Raw genomic sequence first — 22,440 nt, 5'->3', positions numbered from 1 at the left:
TTTTTTTATTCGATAAATTAGTCACTGAACGATGAATCTTTATTTTAAAACTTGATCTTAATCAATTCATTCGTTTTCTAAACTCGATATAGTTGAATTAACAAATAAAGATAAAATAAATTTACAAAAGGAGTAGTCAAGATGCAACTAAAGATCTTAAGTCAAAAAAATCGCATCACATGGATTAGTGGTGTACTCATCGTTCTAGGTTTCATTTTTCGCTTTGGTTTTAATAATTTAACTATATTTAATATAACATTTATTATCGCCTCAATATTAGGGGCTGCGCCAATCGCAATTCAAGCCTATCAAGCCTTAAGAGTTAAGGTTGTCAGCATCGATGTATTAGTCACGATTGCTGTTGGTGGTGCTTTTTTAATTCAAAATTATGAAGAGTCAGCAATTGTCACTTTCTTATTCTTATTCGGTGGATTTTTAGAACAACGAACACTTAATCAAACAAGGTCTGCAATCAAAGAATTAACTGAGATTGCTCCAGAAAGTGCTTTAAAACTAATGGATGATGGTGAATTTGAAGAAGTTGACGTTGATGATGTTGATGAAGGTGATATTTTACTCGTTAAAACAGGTGCAAAAGTTCCAGTTGATGGCACTGTTTTAACTGGTGAAGGCTATATTAATGAAGCAAGTATCACTGGAGAATCAGAACCAGTTGGTAAGGAAAAAGGAGCCAATGTCTTTGCAGGAACGATATTAGAAAATGGTACAATTCAAATTCGTGCCGATCGTGTTGGTGAAGATACAACATTCGGTAAAATTATTGAATTAGTTGAAGAAGCTCAGGACTCAAAATCAGAAGCAGAACGATTTATTGACCGCTTCTCCAAATGGTACACACCAGCAGTATTAGTATTGGCCTTCTTTGTTTGGATTTTCTCAAAAGATGTTGAGTTAGCAATTACTGTCTTAGTTCTCGGATGCCCAGGTGCATTGGTCATTGGTGTTCCTGTTTCAAACGTCGCCGGCATTGGAAACGGTGCACGTCATGGTGTCCTGCTAAAAGGTAGCGAAGTTATCCATGATTTCAGTCGTGTCGAGACAATTTTATTCGATAAAACAGGAACATTAACAGTTGGTAATCCAGAAGTTGCTGAAAAAATATATTATGGAACTAATATAGATGAAGCACTTGGTTATCTTGCAAGTATTGAACGTGAATCAGACCACCCATTGGCTAAAGCTATCATAAAAGATATTGGTGAAACAAATTACTCTCCAGTTGTAGATACAGAAGTTGTTAAAGGTGGCGGAATCGTTGCAACAGTTAACGGCCACAGAGTTGCGGTGGGCAATGTTGCCTTAATGGAAAAGGAAAATGTTGAATTTAGCAAACAAGCACTGTTAGATGTTAAACAATTTGAGAAAAACGGTAACTCTATCGTTCTAACAGCAGTAGATAACGAGTTGAAGATTTTAATGGGGATTCGGGACCAAATTCGCCCAGGAGTTAAAGCTGACTTAAGAAGATTAAAACGTCTCGGTGTAAAGAACTTAATCGTACTTTCAGGAGACAATCAAGGTACAGTTGATCTAGTCAGTAAAGAGCTTAGCCTAACGGAGGCACATGGCCACATGTTACCAGAAAACAAAGCAGCTTACCTAAAGAACCTTCAAGAACAAGGTCAAATTGTCGCTTTCGTTGGTGATGGTGTCAATGATAGTCCTTCATTAGCACTAGCTGATATCGGAATTGCAATGGGAAGTGGAACAGACGTTGCAATTGAAACATCTGATGTTGTCTTAATGAACTCTGACATGAGTCGACTTCCACATGCTCTAGGCTTAACAAAGGCAACAGCAAATAATATGCTACAAAACATTGTTATCGCAGTTGGAGTAGTGCTCGTACTATTAGCAAGCGTGTTCTTCAGTGACTGGATGAATATGTCGATTGGTATGTTAGTACATGAAGCAAGTATACTAGCAGTTATCTTTAACGGTATGAGACTACTTGGTTTTAAATTAAAAAATCGCGGACAAAGTAACACTGAAAAATAAAATCTCTTGCTAATCAAATACATTAGTGGTATGATTAAATATCAGTAACAAATAAAGAATCTGGCATTCTACAATGTTTTTGAAGATGCTTATTCACACTGGAGCGATTATAGGGTCGCAAGGACGTAAGAGCAGGTAGGGCTTGCGTTGCTTAGGTTAGAGAACAACCAGTAGATGATGTACCGCGGTAAAGCGAAGTTTTTATTAATCGTTATAGTTAGATCATAAAAGTTTGAATCAATTAACGAAATTAATCATTTCCACCCGAAACAAACGGGGAATATAAATAAAAATTTATCTGTTACTTTAAACCAAAGAGGCCGGTTCATAACTAGCCAACAAAGAATAAAATGGCTCTGATCAAACAATAATTTGGTCAAAGCCATTTTTTGTTTGTCTATTTTTATTTTCAACTTGGTAAAATGCATTCCAGTTTTCGAGAATACACACAAGTTTGCAAAAATATACTCAAGTTTTGCGAAATGCACACAAGTTTGCGAAAATACACTCAAGTTTTGCGAATTACACTCAAGTTTATGAAAATACACTCAAGTTTGCGAAAATACACTCAAGTTTATGAAAATACACTCAAGTTTGCGAAAATACACTCAAGTTTCGAGAATTGCACACAAGTTTGCGAAAATACACTCAAGTTTCGAGAATTGCACACAAGTTTGCGAAAATACACTCAAGTTTCGAGAATTGCACACAAGTTTGCGAAAATACACTCAAGTTTCGAGAATTGCACACAAGTTTGCGAAAATACACTCAAGTTTTGCGAATTGCACTCAAGTTTTGCGAAATGCACTCAAGTTTGGGAAAATACACACACGTTCGACTTTTAAAACAGAATAATGTAGTGAGATTTTAGGTGGGTCTTGTATCAGCCTCTTTACTAATGATCTTATCAATAATCTCTTGCATAAAATCAATCAAAATTCATGACAATAAGTATCGCACTGTGCGATAATATAACAACTAATTTAAATTGATTGGAGATTAAGATCATGAAATGTAAAATTAACCGCAATGCCGCCAAAGAACTAAAAAAAATCCTCGCTACAGAAGAAGCACAAGGTAAGATGATTCGCGTGTTTGTTACTGAAGTTCATGGAAATCATGCACATTATGATATGATGCTTGACACACCCACAGAACATGATGAAATTGTAAAAACTGATAAAGATATTGATATCTTACTTGATTCACGAGTGGATTTCCTTGATGGCGTGTGGATTCAATATTTTTATGTTGGCGATAATCCAGGATTTCAGATCGTTAATAATACTAAGGGTTGGCCGCTAAATCATTAATTTTATTGGAAAATAAGTGAAATCAATAGGGCTTTATGAAATACAAATACTCCGTTTTAGATAGTATGTTTTGCTTATCTAAAACGGAGTATGTCACTATATTGGTATAATTTATTTATATCATTTCGTATCTTGTAAAACTTTAACTTCGGCTTGCGTTTTTGTTAAGCTGCCTGAAAGTATAGTTAGTTGACTATCAATCACATCTATTTTATGATTAATTTTATTTAACTCTTGCTTAATATCTTGATCCATTGTATCGATCCGTCTTTCAAGTGTGTCAATTCTGTCACTCATGCGTTTATCTAGCGTCTCTATCTTACTACTCAATCGCTTGTCTAACGACTCTATCTTGCTACTCAATCGCTTGTCTAATGAATCTATCCTATCTTTGTTCCGAGCATCCGTTTCTGATATTTGATTGGCTAATTCTTTTATAGCTACAAGTATATCTTGTTTTGTTATTTCTTCACTCACTTTTCTTCCTCCTTTCATCTTTCTTATACAAAATTAGACAATCTTCTTTGGATTTATTTTAACAGAAGCTAAATGGTCCGTCTATGCGTAAAACTGTTGGTTAACAAGTAGATATTAGTAAAATAGGGTACATTTATACAAAGTTTTCACTATTTTAATAGTCATTCTTTAGATTTTTATACGTTATCTATTGCTATTATTAATTTCAATTAACTTTCGGTATCTTTTAAAGTAATTTGGTTTTTATCTTCTACCAATAGAATAAATTTCCTAACATAACTTTAATTTCAACATAAAAAAATGACTAAAAATATTTAGTCATTTTTTTAGCGTCATATCTCAATTAAACTGTGGCAAATGCTCCTTGTGTGCTTCTAACATTTCATCAAGGATTTCTTTTGCTATTGTATCAGAAGGTACTAATGGGTTGATCGTCATTGCTAATAATGCCGTTTGATAGTCACCTGTTACTGCCGCTTCAGCTGCAACTCTTTCAAATGATTTTATTTGTTGGACAAGTCCTCTCGTTGCTACCGGTAAGTCGCCGATTGCGATTGGCTTTGGTCCATCTTTCGTGATCACGCAATTAATTTCAACTGCTGAATCATTTGGTATACTTGCGATTGCACCATTATTCATCGTGTTAACAGGTTGAATATCTTTTCGATCATTATAAATGGAGTCAATTAAGTTACAAGCTGCATCACTATAATAGGCACCGCCACGTTTTTCAAGCTGTGGAGGTTTAATCGTTAATGATTCATCTTGATAAAGTTCGAATAATTCCTTCTCTAGCTTTTGGACGACTTCAGCTCTTGTCCCTACCGTTTCAGCAGCTTTCATTTCCTCATCAAACATTTCATCTGTCTTGTAGTAATAACGGTGATATGGACATGGTATTGCTTTAAGTGCTTTAATAAATTCAGGTTCCCACTTCAAATCAACGATATTTTGCATCGTTCCGCTCGACTCATCTTCTGAAGTTATCAAATTAATATATTTGTCAGTATAAAGCTCTCCGTCAAGATAAATATCTAACCCATATATCATATGATTAAGTCCAGCAAAATCAATATGAACACGCTCAGGCTCAACACCTAGCTGAGCAGCGATGCCCATCTTCATGCCCACTGGTACGTTACATAGACCAATCACCTTCCGCCAGTTGCTATAACGAAGTACTGCTTCTGTTACCATACCTGCTGGGTTTGTGAAGTTGATTAACCAAGCATTTGGACAGAGTTCTTCCATATCACGAATAATATCTAAAATAACTGGTATTGTTCTTAATCCTTTAAATAATCCACCAGGACCATTTGTTTCTTGACCGATCACGCCATACTTTAATGGAATCCGTTCATCTTTTGCACGAGCTTCTAGTAAGCCTACTCTAAATTGAGTTGTGACAAAATCAGCGTCCTTTAATGCCTCACGACGATTCAATGTAAGATGAACTTTAATCGGTAGACCTGCTTCTTTAATCATCCGTTTCGCAAGTCCTCCGACAATATTTAACTTTTCTTCTCCTTCAGGAATATCTACAAGCCATAATTCACTTACAGGCAAGCTTTCATAGCGTTTGATAAAACCTTCTACTAATTCAGGCGTATAGCTTGACCCACCGCCTATTGTCACGATTTTAATGCCTTTTGTCATCATTATCCTCCTCAACTAAATTCAGAAAAATTTTATATCCTTAAATTTAGTGTACCGAAAGCGATCTCACCTGCATAGTCAATTTCAACAATCTGTTCGTTATCACACCAACTGTTACTTGTTACATTTTAAAAACAGTGTGTTTTATTATGCATTCATGCTATACTTAAGCTGAATTGTTTAAGGATTAGGAGGGTGTTTATGTTTACAAGTGAACGGATTGCATCATTTAATGAACTTGATATGGCGATTTATCGTTATGTAAGTCAAAATCGAGATAAAGTCGCCTATATGAGGATTCGAGAATTGGCCGAAGAAACACACGTTTCTACAACGACGATTTTACGTTTTTGTAAAAAGGTTGGCTGTGACGGATTTTCCGAATTTAAAACAAAGCTTAAACTTGATCAAGAGCAAAAACAGCAGTCAATTAAAAGTAGACATCACCCTGTGATTGAATTTTTTGAGCGTAATTTTACCTCAGAGCAAGAGCAACTCATTCGAGAAGCTGCTGAATTAGTTAAAGCTGCTGATCATATCATTTTTATCGGCAATGGAAGCTCTGGTATCCTTGCTGAATATGGTGCACGCTATTTCTCTGGTGTAGGGAAGTTTTCATTATATATTAAAGATGCTTCTTATCCGATTCATTCAAATATCCAAACAAATAGTGTGACGATTGCTTTATCTGTTTCTGGTGAAAGTCACGCAACTATTAATCAGTTAAATGAACTTAAACAAAAAGGCAGTAAAGTTATTGGTATTACAAACAACAAACAAACGACAATCGGCATGATGTCAGATATTAATATTACATATTATCTAACTGAAGAATTTTATCAATATACAAACATCACCAGCCAAGTGCCTGTCGTATTTATTATTGAGTCGATTGCTAGGCAAATCCACCATTTAAACAGTTAATTTCAGCCAAAAAAATAGCACAGACAACTTGCGTCTGTGCGTCAAAATATATTATAAAAAAGGGGGTTAATTAAGTTAGTTATAGTATACCCCAGCAGTGTTTCATTTTTGTTACAGCCTGATTAAGAAGAGGTAAAGCTTTGTTTAACTTATTGTAAGCCTGGTTAGATTTACTTTACCTTTGCTAATCTTTCTTCAAATTGTTCTACGTAAAGCTGTGCATTCTCAGCAGCAATACTACCATCACCTGTAGCAGTTACAATTTGACGAAGTGTTTTTACGCGTACATCACCAGCTGCAAAAATACCTGGTACTTTTGTTTCCATGTTTTCATTTGTTAGGATATAACCCTCTTCATTAGTGATACCTAATGACTCAAAAGGTTCACTCATTGGTACTAGGCCGATGTAAATAAAGACGCCATCTGCTTTCTTTTCGTAGATTTCTCCTGTTTTAACATTTTCCAAAGTAACAGAGCCGACCTTTCCATCTATGCCATTGATTGATTTTAATACTGTGTCCCAAATAAAATCAATTTTTTCATTTTTAAATGCACGGTCTTGAAGAATCTTTTGAGCGCGTAGTTGGTCTCTTCGGTGAACGATTGTCACTTTGCTTGCAAATTTAGTGAGGTACATACCTTCTTCGACTGCTGAGTCGCCCCCACCAATTACAAATAGCTCACGTTCTTTAAAGAATGCACCATCACAAACGGCACAATATGATACACCACGGCCAGCAAGCTCTTCTTCTCCTGGAACACCTAATGTCTTATGTTTAGCTCCAGTTGCAATAATAATTGATTTTGTTCGATATTGTTTATTACCAGCTACGACAATTTTATAAGGGTCGTCGTTGATCACTTCAGTAATCATACCGTAAGCATATTCCGCACCAAATTTCTTAGCGTGCTCAAACATCTTAGTTGATAACTCTGGACCTAAAATGCTTTCGTATCCTGGATAGTTTTCAATATCTTCTGTGTTAGCCATTTGCCCGCCAGGAATTCCTCGTTCAATCATTAATGTATCCATATTTGCTCGAGATGCATAAACTGCCGCTGTCATACCTGCTGGTCCTGCACCAATAATTATTACGTCATAAATTTTTTCTTCTATCATCTTGCTCAAATCCCTTCAACTCTGATTACTTTTTCGCTCATCTTTTATATACCCATTATCGTATTTTTCATGAATGACGTCTAATAATCTGCTCACACTAATCGTTACTTAAGCCATGGTAAAGGCTCATCAGCTAGTTCTGAATGCTTCTTACATCCCTCTGCCCAAATTTTCTCTGCTAAGTTTTGATGATTTAAAGCAGCCGCTGTTTTAGAAAAGTAACGGAAATAATCCAGATGATTTCTTAACTTGGCTTTAGGTAATGTTAAGAAACGTCGATACGCTTCTTTATAATAACCAAGATAAGCAAATGTAATCGCAATTCTCAAGCCTGTTTCACAATGAATTGGATAAACATTAGTAAGTTTTCGTATTAATGCTTCTGCTTGATCTCGTCTATTCGTCTCTTGATAAAAAACAATTAAGTTAGTGATGCTGTGTGTTGATTCAGGGGACTGCTTGTACAACTCTTCCTCTAAGCGAATCGCCTCTTCTTGCTTACCAACAAAGAACAATGCATAGTTATACTGGTGTTTTGCAATTAAGTAATCAGGAAAATGTTTAATCATTTCAGTTAAAATTTTCCCTGCTTCATGCCAGTCATGACGTTGAATATGATAAAAGGCTGTTTCTTGATAAATCAGCATTTCATCTTCTTCAAAATCAAAGTCAAAGTCATCATCTTCTTCAGATAACCCCAGTTCTAACAATGTTAGCAGTTGTTCAGATTCTGAACGAAACTCACCTTCTATATCTTTTTCCAAATAAAGAGAGGCAAACTTTTCTGCCTCTTTCAATAGACCTAAGTGGGCATAATTATTTGCCATTAAATAATAAAGTTCAGGATATTGCTCATGGTTGTGCTGAGACAGTTCTGTTAATATTTGATTAGCGAGATGAAATTCTTCCATCTCAGTATAAACTACTGACATTTGTATTGGATAAAGTAGTTCATCTGGGTCAGCTTCAGTTGCTTTTTTAATCCACTTTAAGGCGAGATCAAATTTTCGTTTGTAAAAAGCATCGACCCCTTTGGAAAAATAAAACTTAGCGTCGGGTATAAATGGGATGATTGCTTTTGGATAATTTTTTGTCGTCTTGTTATTCTTGTCTATCACTATTCGCCTCTTTTACATAATTTCTTAGAATTGTGAATTGAATTATTTATAGTTTAATATTTTATGATTGTTCAGTTAACCATATCTTTAATTCACGTTCAAAATATGATCGTTCTTCTTTAGTCCAGGCTAATTTCTTTTCTAACAAATTAAGTATGCCTGTCGTTTGTTGTTTAATTTCATCTAAATTATGGTCAATCCGAGAACGTCTAACAAAAAAGTCAAGCGGTGTATAGATGGCCGTATGCTCAATTGAATAAAGCAGTTCTGCACATAATAATTGATTAATTTCATATGCTGTATGCTTCATTTCACAATGATGATAGTATTCGAGCAGTTGGGGTGTTCGGTCACCATACACTTTGGTCAATTGAGCCAAGTCTTCTTGATCAATTGTTAGCGTCTCTAATTCTTCAATTTCTTTTTTCTTATTAATCGTTAAAACATTAGTCTCTGAATTAGAATATAGAATATTAACTTCTTTTTTCAAACCTTTTGCAATCATATCAACGATTTCGCCTGCATACAGTCGATAGGCTTCGGTTCCTGTACCCAATACTGAAATTAGACCTGCATCTGATACCATAACCAAGCTTGATAAATCGTTATTCGATTCATATTGTACCTCATATGTTAGGTTAACATCTGTCACATCGTTTACTGTAAATTCTTCGTCTTTGATCACTTGTTTTAATAAATTTAGGTAGTGATCGATATCTGATTCTAAGGGTTGACTAGATAAAGTTGTCGGTTGGACAAGCTTTTCTACAGACGTTAAGAGAAGATTTCCTTTGGCTGGAATTATCGTAACATAAGCATCACGTTTAGCATCATTAAACGAAAGAATCCGATTAATAGGAGGTATAGGTGTATTAAGATACATTATCGTTTTTTTATTTAAAATTGGGGGAAGTTGCTGTTGTTGATCAGAGACATCAAGTTTTCTAATTCGATTAAAATATTTCCCTGTTGCGTTAATGATTCTTCTTGCGTAAATTGAAACAGAATCACCATTAATTTGATCTTCTGCAACTACTCCAATAATTTGATCATCTTGATCATAAATAAATTGAGTTACTCTTAAATAATTGACAGCTGCTGTGCCGAGTTGATTAGCCTGTTTAATTAATTCAATTGCCATTAATGATCGATTAATTAGACCATTTTCAAATAAGTAACCTCGCTCTAATTGTTTCGGATTCACCTTAGGTTCATATTCAAGTATTTCTTTATGACGTAATGTTTTAGTTAGGTGAATGGACTGCTTTTTCCTAATTGGAAATAAGAGCCCACGCTTAATGTTTGTGAAATTTTTCAGGTCTAAATCACCACGATATTTTAGATACATCCCTGTCGTCGGTTGATAAAGTGCGGAAAAGTTCGTAGCGATAGTTTCCTTTTCTTTCTCTAGATTTTTCCACGTTTTGTAATAGTAATCGCCTTGCTCAAAGCTCAGCATACTTTGGCGATATGAGCCACCAGAGCCGAAGTCAGCCATGTCTAATAAAACGGTATCCATCCCACGAGTTGCTGCATCGAGTGCAATACTTGATCCGGTTAGACCTCCGCCAATGATAAGCAAATCATATGTTTTTCCTTTTAGAGCTTGTAGCGTTTCTTCTCGATTTCGATTTGATAATCTCATCTATTTGCCCCCCTAAATCTTCATACAAATAAGTGAAATTTTAACGATCGAATGAGTATTGGAAGCGAGTCATTCCAAGTCAATCAATAGTCTGTTTCGCTTTTTTTCGTTGTTCCATCTCTTCTTTGGTGTAAATGACTCGCATTGGATTACCACCAACAAAACTTCCTGCCTCAATATCTTTAGTAACAACCGTACCAGCTGCTACTGTGGCACGATCACCTATTGTTACTCCTGGAAGGATTGTACTGTTAGCACCAATCATGACTTGATCACCAATTTTAACATCACCAATGCGATATTCATCAATCAAATATTCATGTGTAAGAATGGTCGTGTTGTAACCAATTACCGTATCCTTACCGACAGAAATTCGCTCCGGAAATAGTAAATCTACCATTACCATTAAGGCAAAAGCTGTTTTATCGCCAACTTTCATACCTAGCAAATGACGATAGAGCCAATTTTTCATTGGTAGCCACGGTGTATAACGTGCAGTTTGAATGACGAGAAAATTCTTAATCACTTTTAGGAATGGCACGGTTTTGTACATTTGCCATAGCGCATTTGAGCCTTCAACTGGATAGCGTTCTGTTTTACGCATTTATTCCACTCCTAATATTTTTAATAGATCTGCTAATTCCTCTAACATATAGTCTGGGGATAGTGCCTCAAGCGTTTCTCTTCCTTTGATTGACCAAGCAACTCCTGCTGTTTTCGTTCCAGCATTTTGCCCCGCTTCAATATCATGATAATTATCACCGATCATCAGGGCATGCTCAGGGGTTTCACCTAACGCATCGAGAGCTTTAAAAATTGGCTCTGGATTAGGTTTAGCATTCTCAACTTCATTCAATCCAATTACCACATCAAAGTATGGTGCAAGTCCTGTAATTTCTAAGCCTAGACGAGCATTTTCTGTAATTTTAGTCGTTACAATCGCTAACTTATAACCTTTTTTATACAAAGTCTTAATTGTCTCCACAACCGTTGGATAAGGCTCAACAAATCCTTCATGGTTTTTTATATTGTGGTCAATATATGTATGCATGAGTTCCTCAGCCTGGTTTGGATCAATCTTTTGCATGGACTCGATTAATGGTGGTCCAATAAAAGGTAAAACCTGTTCCTTAGTATAGACTTTTCCTGTATGCTTTTTAATTGTATAAATAAATGATTCAATAATTAATGGATTTGTATCAATTAATGTTCCATCTAAATCAAATAATAAAGTACGAATTGTCAAAGTCTTTCCCCCCCAATAAATGATCTTTATCTATTTTCATGAAACAACCTGCTAATTTAGTTAAAATCAGCAGGTTGTTCGATTAAATCTTTTTACCATTATATCGAACATTTGCTTGACCCGACTTACGACGATAAATAATTAACCCGATACCAACTACTATCGCTAGCAATGAAATGAGCTGTGCAGTTCGAATAAGATCAAATAGGTAAAGACTATCTGTTCGTAGCCCCTCGATAAAGAAACGTCCGATTGAATACCAGATTAGGTAAGTAATAAATACTTCCCCTCGAAGCGGATTACGGCGTCTTAACCATAACAATCCGGCAAAAACGAGTAAGTTCCATAAAAATTCATATAAAAAGGTAGGATGGTATAGGACACCTTCAATCGTCATTTGTTTTTCAATAAAATCAGGTAAGAATCGAAGGAAATTTTCATAGGCTGCCTGTGAAACAGGTCCACCATGTGCCTCTTGATTCATAAAGTTACCCCAGCGACCAATAGCTTGACCGATGATTATACTTGGTGCAGCTATATCAGCTAATTTCCAAAAAGGGATCTTCTTTTTATTTGCAAAGATCATTGTTGTAACGATTGAACCAATTAGCGCACCGTGAATTGCCAGTCCACCTTCCCAAACAGCAAAAACGCTCCACCATGGTCTATCAATATAGCGATCCCACTCAAAGATAACGTAGTAGAGACGAGCAGAAATAATAGCAACTGGTAATGCCCATAATAGTAAGTCACTATATGTCTCTTTTTTAATACCTAGGCGTGATCCTTCTTTTGTCGCTAATTGCAAACCGACGATAACACCTGTAACGATAAAAATTGCGTACCAGTAAATTTTTATCGGGCCCAATTGTAAAAAGACAGGATTTAATGGCGCATTAAGTAAAGTCAAAATAAATCCTCCTTACGACTATTCATATCTAATACCGTTTTCTAGATTTTCTTTTTCCTTTTCGATCATTTCTGTAAGACGTTTTGAAAATTCTTCAGCCGCATTGACTCCTAGTCGTTTCAATCGGAAGTTCATCGCCGCTACTTCAATAATAACAGCTAAGTTTCTTCCTGGACGAACTGGTAATGTTGTTTTTGGAATTTCAACATCAATGATTCGAATTATTTCATCTTCAATACCGATTCGATCATACTGTTTCTTTTCATTCCAAATTTCTAAATTGATCACATAATCAATTTCTTTTCGCGATCTTACGGCACTCGCACCAAATAATGTCATGACATTAATAATGCCTAATCCTCGAATTTCAAGTAAATGCTCAATTAATTCTGGTGAGCTACCGATTAAGCGGTCATAATCTTCTTGACGTATTTCGACACTATCATCTGCGACAAGTCGATGCCCACGTTTAACGAGTTCAAGAGCTGTTTCACTCTTACCAACACCACTTTGTCCTGTAATTAAGACACCAACACCATGGATATCAACTAACACACCATGCATTGTTGTAAATGGAGCAAATTCTGCTTCTAAAAAGTTCGTTAAACGGCTAACTACCCGTGTCGTTTTATATGGTGAGCTAAGTAATGGCACATCCGCCTCATTACACTGATCAATCAATTCTTGCGGTGCTTCAAGTCCTCTTGTAATGACTATACAAGGCGTAACCTTAGTACAAAGTCTTTTTGCTCGATCGATTCGATCTTCTTTAGAAAGCTCATTTAAGTATGAAATTTCAGTCTTACCTAGAACTTGTAATCTCGCTTTAGGATAATAACGGAAATAACCTGTTAATTCGATTCCTGGTCGAGAAATATCACTCATGATAAACTCTCGATCAAGGCCTTTTTCACCAGCAAGAATCTTAAGATTAAATTGTTTAATTAAGTGTTTCGTTTGTACTTTTGACATCGACATTCCCTCCATCTATCCTACATAGATAGCAAAGCTAATTAGTCTCTTTATTGTAGCACTTATTTGTCTTCTTCGCACGAATCATGGTTAAAAATTCAACAAATAAGTCTACCAGACTATATAGACGTTTTTATTTACAAATAGTTTCAATTTCTACCCAGCCTCTTACAGCATTTATTAACCAAATTTCATCAGCACGTTCTAAATCTGCTTTAGTTAATCTAGCTTCTTTAATTCTTCCTTCTTCAAGTAAGATTTGACGGAAAACACCTGGTAACAGCCCTACATCGATCGGAGGTGTCAAATACTGATCAGCAATTTTTAAAACAATATTTCCAATTGTAAATTCCGTTAACTCACCATCATCATTCCACAATAGTGTTGAAAAGTTATCCTCTGCATCGACTTCAAGTTTCTGATAATGATCTCTAATTGTTGTCTTATGATATAAATAGCGATTCTCTTTATCGATCGGTAATGGAGCTAAATAAGATTTAACTGGTTGTAGAGGTAGGTTAATTTCCTCTGAATCTAATTGAATGTCTCCATCTGATTTTAACAGTAACCGAACTTTATAATCTTTTACTGGTAATTGCTTTGCTAAAGCGATCAACTTTTCGCAAGTATTAATGCGATTAAATCGATATGAAAAATACTCTGCAGATTCAGCCAGCCGATCTAAATGTGTATCGAGATACGGATACTGCCCTTCTGTTAATCGGATTGATTCAATTAAGGAAAAAGGGCGGTTCTTCGCTGTTAATATGGCTGCTTTTGTTTTAATCTCAGCATATTCATTTGCAGCCTCAGATCCTGCTGTAATTCCTCCACCAACTCCATAAGTCGCCATATTCTGTTCTCTATCTATCACAACCGTCCGAATCGGAACATTAAAAATAGCATCACGTTCTGGTGTAATATAACCAATTGCCCCACAGTATACTTCTCTTGGCGTTATTTCTAATTGGTCAATCATTTTCATTGTCTCTAATCGAGGTGTACCTGTAATCGAGCCGCACGGAAATAATGCTTTAAACCAATCAACAATTCGGCTAGTGTCGTTTAACTGTGCAGTTATCGTTGACGTCATTTGATGCAATGTTGGGTAAGTTTCAACTGTTAAAAGTTCTGGAACCTCAATTGATCCTGGTACGGCTAGCTTACTCAAATCATGTTTTAAAACATCAACAATCATTAAATTCTCTGCTCTTTCTTTATCTGAATTCAATAAATAGTCCTTGTTCTCCCGATCTTCAGCTAAGGTTCTCCCTCGTTTAATCGTTCCTTTCATCGGTCGAGTTGTCACCTTATTTTGCTTAATTTTGAAAAAAAGTTCAGGAGATGCAGATAAGATTTTGAATCTACCAATGTCTAAATATGCACTATACGATGCTTGTTGGTTTTCAAGTAATTGCTGATAAAAGCGATATGAATCGCCACTGAACTGATTCGTTAATTGAGTAGTAAAGTTGATTTGACCCGTATCACCACGTTCAATTGCAGCTTTGATCAAGTTAATCCGTTCATAATATTGTTGCTTACTCATTGTCGCCTGCCAGTTTGAAATCGTATAAGATGTTGTAGATTTTTCAAGGTCTAATTTAACAGGCTCTTCAAAACTAGCAAACCACACGAGTGGCATATTTAATTGCTTCATTGTCCGATAGTTCGGCACAAATGCCTGAGCGGCTTCATATGATATATATCCAGCAATATACAAGCCACGGTTATGCTCAGCTTCAAGCTGCTCAAGTAAAGGGATCACTTGATCGACCTGATCCGTTGTAAATACGCGTTCAGGCTTTGTAAATTGTAATTGAGCTTGATCATAATCTTTATCTTTAAAATCAAATTGCAATAAAATCTCTTCCATCCTGCACCTCGTTTCTTAATCTCTTCTAAGTATAAATTAAAAAGGCTCTACTTCAAATGGTAAACTGAAGAAAATTTTCTTCAATTATCACTTGTCATAGAACCTTTTATGATCGAATTAATAAATGAAAAATATATACGCGTAAAGGAACATAACTACTAATATGTTAATTACTTGTATTCCGGTAAATTTTAAACGTTTATAAAATTTCACATTTTCATATAGCATAACAAACAATAGGATCGGAGAAAAAATGTACATAAATTGCATCGGCAAAGCTAACCACTCTTGTAATTTAAAAATCGGTACCGTGAAACTAATAATCGTACAAAATGTTGCAATATAAATTTGGTAAATGAATAAATGATACACTGTAATAAACCTTTGTTTCTTATTTACCAAATTAATCATTCCCTTTATTATGATTTAAATTCATTGTCAGTTATCTTATAGGAAAGTTCACAATTGCTGGACTAGCTTTTTGGTGCGTAATCGACGGTGATACACCAAATGAATTGCTAGTCCCTAAGTTGATAGAAAAATTAGTTCCAATTTTAGCGTGTGCGTACTGACCATGAATTGAACTATTTATCATCGATGATTTTCCTTTTCGCGCATGATATACCATATATCCTCTAAAGTTATTTATGTATTGTTGTCCCGAATCATAAATAACCCCATTAGAAACTCCAAATCTTAAACCCAATCCATATAAAGAAGTTGTACTTGCTTTAGAATAGTAAGCATGTGAAGTTCTTATTAAAGAATTATTACTATTTCTTCTTATATCAACTGAATTACGAGCGTTGAAATTACCCAATATATCCCAATCTGAACTGTGCGTTATTGCCGCTGCGTCAAAGAATCTATTTTTCGGGACTGATTTCCACTCCCAATGTAAGCGAAATTGATAATCATCTGTGTTTATCTTATTTACGAAGGCTCTTAATTTTATAAAACTTGATTCTTTAGTGCTTGACCACGCCTTTGTACTATATGTACTCAGAAGTTTATTGTTCGGCAATCTAATCACAGAATCTTCATTATTCATTTGTTCTTCAATTTCCACTTTTTCTTCAAAATCTTCTTCTTCTAATTCAATAAACTCTAATATCTCACCATCACTATCAGTTATCACCTCATAATGAGTTTCGGTAAATTCTATCAATTCCCCATCAATATCTTTAAAATACTCTAAATCTTTCTCGGTTAGATCAGCTATATCACTATCCGTAAAACCCATTCTTTGAAACCTTTCAAAATCAGATTTTGTTAAGTCACTTGCAAATACAGGATTAGTTATGAAAAAAAAATAAGGAAAATGCTAATAAGGTAATGAATTTCTTCATGATAGTCTCCTTTTAATATTTTTTTGTTTTCTCCACATTCTTAAAATTTGATTATATTATAATCATTCCTTTACATGGGGTATTTTACCATAAATAATCTAAAAAGTACATATTAAATTAGTAATAATGTATTTATTTAACTAACTTGTTGATTTGATGATTCAAATAAATTCTCTTAATAGCTATTTTTTTAGGTAATGTTTAATATGTTTCATATAAAATTTGTGTAATTTCTATATATCATATTTCAATTTTTTTATAAAGTTGTCCGCTGTTCCTTCTTTATAGATATACACAAATGGTGTCGGTGAGTTCGAATGAACTCACCGACACCATTAATTACAGAACTATTATTATCTATTTTTTCGTTAATAGTGGATCTTTCACGAGCTTATTTAAGATTAAATTAATCACTGATAAAACAATCGCTGCTAGGATTGCCACACCAAAGCTATCAATGACAAAATCTGATCCAATTAACGCCTGAGTTAGCATCAATGTGACCGCATTAATCACAAAAGTAAACAGACCGAGAGTTAGCAGATTAATCGGTAGTGTAAAGAACAGTAGGATTGGTTTGACGACTGCATTCAAGATCGCCAAAATTAAACTGGCGATAATTGCGACACCAAACGATTCTAAATGAAAGCCAGAAAAGATTTCAGCAACAAGCAACAAGGCAATAGCGTTTAAAACTAAAGATAACAGTGCACGCTTCATCGATTATACACATCACTTTTTGGGATGATCATAGCTGCCGCAATATAGATTGCTGTTGGTGCAATACCAGCAGTAAATATCCAAAAAACAGCATAAACTAAACGTACAATCGTTGGATCGAGTCTAAAGTACTCTGCGATCCCACCTAGCACACCCGCCAACATGTAGTTTTGATTTGAACGATACAATTTTTTTGACATTTAACACTCTCCCGTTTATTTTATTTCAGCTTGTTCAACAAGATCAGCCATCCGTTTCCGATCGCGTTCTAAAATTGGTTTCAAGTAATGCCCTGTGTATGATTTTTCTACTTCTGCAACTTCTTCAGGTGTTCCCGTTGCAACAATCGTTCCACCTTGATCGCCACCTTCAGGGCCAAGATCAACGATATAATCTGCAGCTTTAATCACGTCTAAATTATGCTCAATTACGACAACTGTGTTGCCACTTTCAACTAATCTTTGGAGTACTTCTAACAGACGTTCAATATCTGCTGAGTGTAGCCCAGTTGTTGGTTCATCTAAAATATAGAGTGTTTTTCCATTTGATCGTCTGTGTAATTCACTCGCTAATTTAACGCGTTGGGCCTCACCACCTGATAAAGTAGTTGCAGGCTGACCTAATCGAATATAACCTAAACCAACATCATCAATCGTTTGCAATTTCCGAGTAATCTTAGGGATATTTTTGAAAAATTCTAATGCTTCTTCGATTCGCATATTTAAAATATCAGAAATGTTTTTCCCTTTATATTTTACTTCTAAAGTTTCTCGATTATAACGTTTACCTTCACAAACTTCACATGGTACATAGACATCAGGTAAAAAGTGCATTTCTATTCTAATTATACCATCACCACGACATGCTTCACAACGGCCACCTTTAACATTAAAGCTAAAACGACCTTTCTTATATCCACGAACCTTAGCTTCATTTGTTTGAGTGAAAATATCTCGAATATCATCAAATACACCTGTATACGTGGCCGGGTTTGATCTTGGTGTTCGACCGATTGGTGATTGATCAATATCGATGACTTTTTCTAAATGTTCATAGCCTTTGATTTCCTTATGTTTACCCGCTCTTCTTCGGGCTTTATTTAGGGTTGTTGCTAATTTATTTAGCATAACTTCATTAACTAAACTACTTTTTCCTGAACCAGATACACCAGTAACAGCAGTAAAGAGGCCTATCGGAATTTTTACATCTATTCCTTTAAGGTTATTTTCAGCAGCTCCGATCACTTCAATGTATCTTTCATCTGGCTTACGACGCTCTAACGGTAAATGGATGAATTTCTCACCAGATAAATACTGTCCAGTAAGCGATTTTGCTTCCTTAATAATCTGTTGTGGAGTACCTGTTGCGACGACTTGGCCACCGTTTTCACCAGCATTCGGTCCAATATCAATAATATAATCAGCCTCTAGCATCGTGTCTTCATCATGCTCAACGACTATTAACGTATTACCGAGATCGCGCATTTGCTTCATTGTGTTAATCAAACGATAATTATCTCGTTGGTGTAAACCAATTGAAGGTTCATCAAGAACATAAAGAACACCAGTTAATGCTGATCCGATTTGAGTCGCTAGACGAATCCGTTGCGCCTCTCCTCCAGATAGTGTTCCAGCCATTCGATCTAGTGTTAAATAATCTAACCCTACGTTTTCTAAGAATTCAAGTCTGTCTTCAATTTCATTTAAAATTAAACGGGCAATTTCCATTTCTTTTTCTGTTAACTCAGCTTGTCTTAAAAACATAAGTCCTTCTTTGACTGAACGTCTTGTAAATTGGCCAATATGTTCACCATTAATTAAAACTGAACGTGCTTGTTCATTTAATCGGTGACCATCACAAGCATTACAAGCTTTCTCAACCATATATTTCTCCATTTGAGTCCGGATATAGTCTGATGAAGTGTCACGATATCTTCGAGCAATGTTATTTAATACACCTTCAAATTGGATATCTGTTTTTCTTGTCATACCATAGTCATTTTCATAGCTAAAGAAAATCGTCTCATCGCCGCTACCATGTAAAATTTTATCAAATTGTGCTTTAGGTAAGTCTTTAACAGGTGTATCCATATCAATTCCATAATGTTTACAAACACTTGCTAGTAACTGCGGATAATACTGAGAGCTTGTCGGCTGCCAAGCTAATATCGCACCTTCATTTAATGATAAACTCTTATCTGGAATGACTAAATCTACATCCACTTCAAGTTTATGACCTAGACCATCACATTTTTCACAAGCTCCATAAGGTGCGTTAAATGAAAATAAACGTGGCTCTAATTCAGATATGGAAAAACCACACATCGGACAAGCATGATGTTCATTAAATCTTAACTCTTCTTGTCCAATTAGATCTACAATTGCTTGGCCATTTCCTAATTTTAATGCTGCCTCTAGCGAATCAGATAATCGTGTTGCTACACCTTCTTTAATGACGATTCGGTCAATCACTACATCGATATCATGTTTTTTATTTTTCTCTAATTTAATTTCTTCTTCAATTTCAACAAGTTCACCATCGACGCGTAATCTGATGTAACCTTCTTTTTTTAACTCATCAATTAATTTAACGTGTTCACCTCTACGTCCCGATACAACTGGTGCTAACACTTGTAATCTCGTTCGCTCTGGATATTCTAAGATCCGATCAACCATTTGCTCAATCGTTTGTGATGTAATTTCAATCCCGTGTTTAGGACAAGTTGGTCGACCTACACGTGCAAATAATAAACGTAAATAATCATATATTTCTGTTACTGTTGCAACAGTAGACCGCGGGTTATTGCTTGTTGTTTTTTGATCAATTGAAATTGACGGTGACAGTCCTGTAATTGAGTCAACGTCAGGTTTGTCCATCTGTCCTAAAAACTGACGAGCGTACGATGATAGTGATTCAACATAACGTCTTTGCCCCTCAGCATAAATCGTATCAAAAGCAAGTGATGATTTTCCAGAACCTGATAGACCTGTTAAGACAACAAGCTGATCTTTTGGTATGTCTAAATCAATATTTTTTAAGTTGTGTGTGCGTGCTCCCCTAATAGAGATCGTTTTCTTTGTCACTACTCTCATCCTTCCGCTTTCAATTCAAGAACAAGGTCTCTTAATTCAGCGGCTTTTTCGAAGTTTAATTCACGCGCTGCTTGTTTCATTTCTTGTTCCATTTTTTCAATCACTTTATGCAACTCTTGTTTTGAAAGATCTGATAAATTTAACTTTTCCTTTGGAGAATCTAATGCTTCTTCGGCAACCTTTGTAGCTCGGATGACATCGCGAACCTCTTTAATGATTGTTTTCGGTGTAATATTATGCTCAACATTATATGCATGTTGTATTTTCCGACGTCTCTCCGTTTCATCGATTGCTTTTTTCATCGAATCTGTGATCCGATCGGCATACATAATTACTTGACCAGATGCATTTCGTGCCGCTCGTCCCATCGTTTGAATTAACGATCGTTCAGAACGTAAGAATCCTTCCTTATCGGCATCAAGAATGACAACGAGTGAAACCTCTGGTATATCTAACCCTTCTCGGAGTAAGTTAATTCCAACTAAAACATCATATTTACCGACCCTTAAGTCACGAATAATCTCAATTCGTTCTAGTGTCTTTATTTCAGAGTGTAAATAGGCGACTTTCATTCCGATTTCCTTGAGATAGTCAGTCAGATCCTCTGACATCTTTTTCGTTAATGTTGTCACAAGTGTCCGTTCATTTTTTGCAACACGTTGATTAATTTCTTTAATAAGATCATCAATTTGACCATCAATTGGGCGTACTTCAACTTTTGGATCTAATAAACCAGTTGGACGAATAATTTGTTCAACCATTTTTGGTGTATGCTCTAGTTCATAAGGTCCCGGTGTTGCCGAAACGAATAGAAGTTGATGCGCTTTCTTCTCAAATTCCTCAAATGTTAATGGGCGGTTATCTAATGCTGATGGCAAACGAAAACCGTGATCAACAAGCACTTGTTTCCTAGCCTGGTCCCCATTATACATACCACGAATTTGTGGCAATGTAACATGAGATTCATCGACGACGATTAAAAAGTCATCAGGGAAGAAATCAAGCAGTGTATATGGAGTCGAGCCTGGTTCTCGTAGTGTTAAGTGACGAGAATAGTTTTCAATTCCTGAACAAAAGCCCATTTCTGCCATCATCTCTAGATCATAGCGTGTACGTTGTTCGAGGCGCTGAGCTTCTAACAATTTATTATTATCGCGGAAATACTTTAACTGTTCTTCTAATTCAATTTCAATATTTTCCATCGCTTTTTTTAATTTATCTTCTCCAGTTACGAAGTGTGATGCCGGGAAAATCGCAACGTGCTCACGATCACCAATAATTTCACCTGTTAATGCATCAACTTCTCGAATCCGATCAATCTCGTCACCGAAAAACTCAATTCGAACACAATGTTCTTCTCTTGAAGCAGGAATAATTTCAATCGAATCACCACGTACTCTAAATGTACCACGTTGAAAATCAATATCGTTACGTGCATATTGAATATCTACGAGGTCACGCAATAATTGGTCACGTTCCTTTTCCATATTAACTCGTAAAGATAGCACTTGATTCTTATATTCTTCTGGTGAACCTAATCCATATATACAAGACACACTCGCAACGATTAATACATCCTGACGCTCGAATAGAGCTGACGTTGCTGAGTGACGTAATTTATCAATTTCATCATTAATACTTGCATCTTTCTCTATAAAGGTATCTGTTGACGGAACATAGGCTTCTGGTTGGTAGTAATCATAATAACTGACAAAATATTCGACTGCATTATTCGGAAAAAATTCTTTAAATTCACTATACAATTGTCCCGCTAACGTTTTATTGTGTGCGATGACTAAAGTTGGTTTATTAATTTCATTTATAACATTTGATACAGTGAATGTTTTCCCTGTTCCTGTTGCACCAAGTAGTGTCTGCGCGCGCTTATTATCCCTAATACCTTGCACAAGTTCTTTAATTGCTCGTGGTTGATCACCTTGAGGTTTATAACTAGAGATCAAATCAAATTGTTGTCCCATCCTTCACGCCTCCATTCTATCTT

The 22,440-nt window shown here is 35.6% G+C and carries 18 protein-coding genes; 3 read left to right on the top strand and 15 right to left on the bottom strand.

All coding sequences use genetic code 11. From position 1 onward, the window contains the following. Positions 1-141 precede the first annotated feature (141 nt). A complete protein-coding gene (locus tag AXY_RS03680) occupies positions 142-2,019 on the top strand; it encodes a heavy metal translocating P-type ATPase (RefSeq protein ID WP_015009432.1) in 1,878 nt (625 codons plus the stop codon). A 1,007-nt stretch (positions 2,020-3,026) separates the two neighbouring features. Further along, positions 3,027-3,332: a heme biosynthesis protein HemY gene (locus tag AXY_RS03675; RefSeq protein ID WP_015009431.1), complete on the top strand. Its 306-nt coding sequence runs from the start codon at positions 3,027-3,029 to the stop codon at positions 3,330-3,332. Positions 3,333-3,452: 120 nt separating this feature from the next. Here AXY_RS03675 and AXY_RS12220 read toward each other — a convergent pair whose 3' ends face one another. Both AXY_RS12220 and AXY_RS03665 read right to left on the bottom strand, forming a co-directional pair. Then, the gene (locus AXY_RS12220; RefSeq protein ID WP_051007526.1) at positions 3,453-3,809 is read right to left on the bottom strand and encodes a hypothetical protein; all 357 of its coding nucleotides are present in this window, start codon (positions 3,807-3,809) and stop codon (positions 3,453-3,455) included. 339 nt (positions 3,810-4,148) lie between these two features. Beyond that, positions 4,149-5,465, bottom strand: coding sequence for a 6-phospho-beta-glucosidase (locus tag AXY_RS03665; RefSeq protein WP_015009429.1), 1,317 nt, complete (start codon positions 5,463-5,465; stop codon positions 4,149-4,151). Positions 5,466-5,666: 201 nt separating this feature from the next. Here AXY_RS03665 and AXY_RS03660 point away from each other — a divergent pair, with 201 nt between their 5' ends. Beyond that, complete coding sequence (locus tag AXY_RS03660) at positions 5,667-6,389, top strand: MurR/RpiR family transcriptional regulator (protein ID WP_015009428.1); 723 nt, start codon at positions 5,667-5,669, stop codon at positions 6,387-6,389. 170 nt (positions 6,390-6,559) lie between these two features. Here AXY_RS03660 and trxB read toward each other — a convergent pair whose 3' ends face one another. The 13 genes from trxB to uvrB form a co-directional block, all read right to left on the bottom strand. Then, positions 6,560-7,510, bottom strand: a complete 951-nt coding sequence (gene trxB / locus AXY_RS03655; protein WP_015009427.1) for a thioredoxin-disulfide reductase — start codon at positions 7,508-7,510, stop codon at positions 6,560-6,562. Positions 7,511-7,614: 104 nt separating this feature from the next. Next, positions 7,615-8,628, bottom strand: a complete 1,014-nt coding sequence (locus tag AXY_RS03650) for a tetratricopeptide repeat protein (protein ID WP_015009426.1) — start codon at positions 8,626-8,628, stop codon at positions 7,615-7,617. A gap of 61 nt (positions 8,629-8,689) precedes the next feature. After that, a complete protein-coding gene (locus AXY_RS03645) occupies positions 8,690-10,273 on the bottom strand; it encodes an FAD-dependent oxidoreductase (RefSeq protein ID WP_015009425.1) in 1,584 nt (527 codons plus the stop codon). 79 nt (positions 10,274-10,352) lie between these two features. After that, positions 10,353-10,877 (bottom strand): acyltransferase, encoded by a 525-nt coding sequence (locus AXY_RS03640; RefSeq protein ID WP_015009424.1) that lies wholly within the window; start codon positions 10,875-10,877, stop codon positions 10,353-10,355. Continuing rightward, positions 10,878-11,519: a pyrophosphatase PpaX gene (ppaX, locus tag AXY_RS03635; RefSeq protein ID WP_015009423.1), complete on the bottom strand. Its 642-nt coding sequence runs from the start codon at positions 11,517-11,519 to the stop codon at positions 10,878-10,880. A gap of 82 nt (positions 11,520-11,601) precedes the next feature. After that, a complete protein-coding gene (gene lgt / locus AXY_RS03630) occupies positions 11,602-12,429 on the bottom strand; it encodes a prolipoprotein diacylglyceryl transferase (protein ID WP_015009422.1) in 828 nt (275 codons plus the stop codon). Between the two features lie 18 nt (positions 12,430-12,447). Continuing rightward, positions 12,448-13,401: an HPr(Ser) kinase/phosphatase gene (hprK, locus tag AXY_RS03625; protein WP_015009421.1), complete on the bottom strand. Its 954-nt coding sequence runs from the start codon at positions 13,399-13,401 to the stop codon at positions 12,448-12,450. Between the two features lie 133 nt (positions 13,402-13,534). Continuing rightward, positions 13,535-15,277, bottom strand: a complete 1,743-nt coding sequence (gene pabB / locus AXY_RS03620; protein ID WP_015009420.1) for an aminodeoxychorismate synthase component I — start codon at positions 15,275-15,277, stop codon at positions 13,535-13,537. Positions 15,278-15,719: 442 nt separating this feature from the next. Then, positions 15,720-16,520, bottom strand: a complete 801-nt coding sequence (locus AXY_RS03615) for a hypothetical protein (protein WP_015009419.1) — start codon at positions 16,518-16,520, stop codon at positions 15,720-15,722. A gap of 463 nt (positions 16,521-16,983) precedes the next feature. Continuing rightward, positions 16,984-17,346 carry a phage holin family protein gene (locus AXY_RS03610; RefSeq protein ID WP_015009418.1) on the bottom strand — a complete coding sequence of 121 codons (363 nt, stop codon included), beginning with the start codon at positions 17,344-17,346 and terminating at the stop codon, positions 16,984-16,986. Then, positions 17,343-17,546: a PspC domain-containing protein gene (locus AXY_RS03605; protein WP_015009417.1), complete on the bottom strand. Its 204-nt coding sequence runs from the start codon at positions 17,544-17,546 to the stop codon at positions 17,343-17,345. The genes AXY_RS03610 and AXY_RS03605 overlap by 4 nt, the downstream gene beginning before the upstream one ends. A 15-nt stretch (positions 17,547-17,561) precedes the next feature. Then, a complete protein-coding gene (uvrA, locus tag AXY_RS03600; RefSeq protein WP_041450096.1) occupies positions 17,562-20,438 on the bottom strand; it encodes an excinuclease ABC subunit UvrA in 2,877 nt (958 codons plus the stop codon). After that, positions 20,435-22,417 (bottom strand): excinuclease ABC subunit UvrB, encoded by a 1,983-nt coding sequence (uvrB, locus tag AXY_RS03595; RefSeq protein WP_015009415.1) that lies wholly within the window; start codon positions 22,415-22,417, stop codon positions 20,435-20,437. The genes uvrA and uvrB overlap by 4 nt, the downstream gene beginning before the upstream one ends. Positions 22,418-22,440 lie beyond the last annotated feature (23 nt).

Source organism: Amphibacillus xylanus NBRC 15112, assembly GCF_000307165.1.
GTDB lineage: Bacteria > Bacillota > Bacilli > Bacillales > Amphibacillaceae > Amphibacillus > Amphibacillus xylanus.
This window is presented reverse-complemented; position numbering and strand designations above follow the sequence as displayed.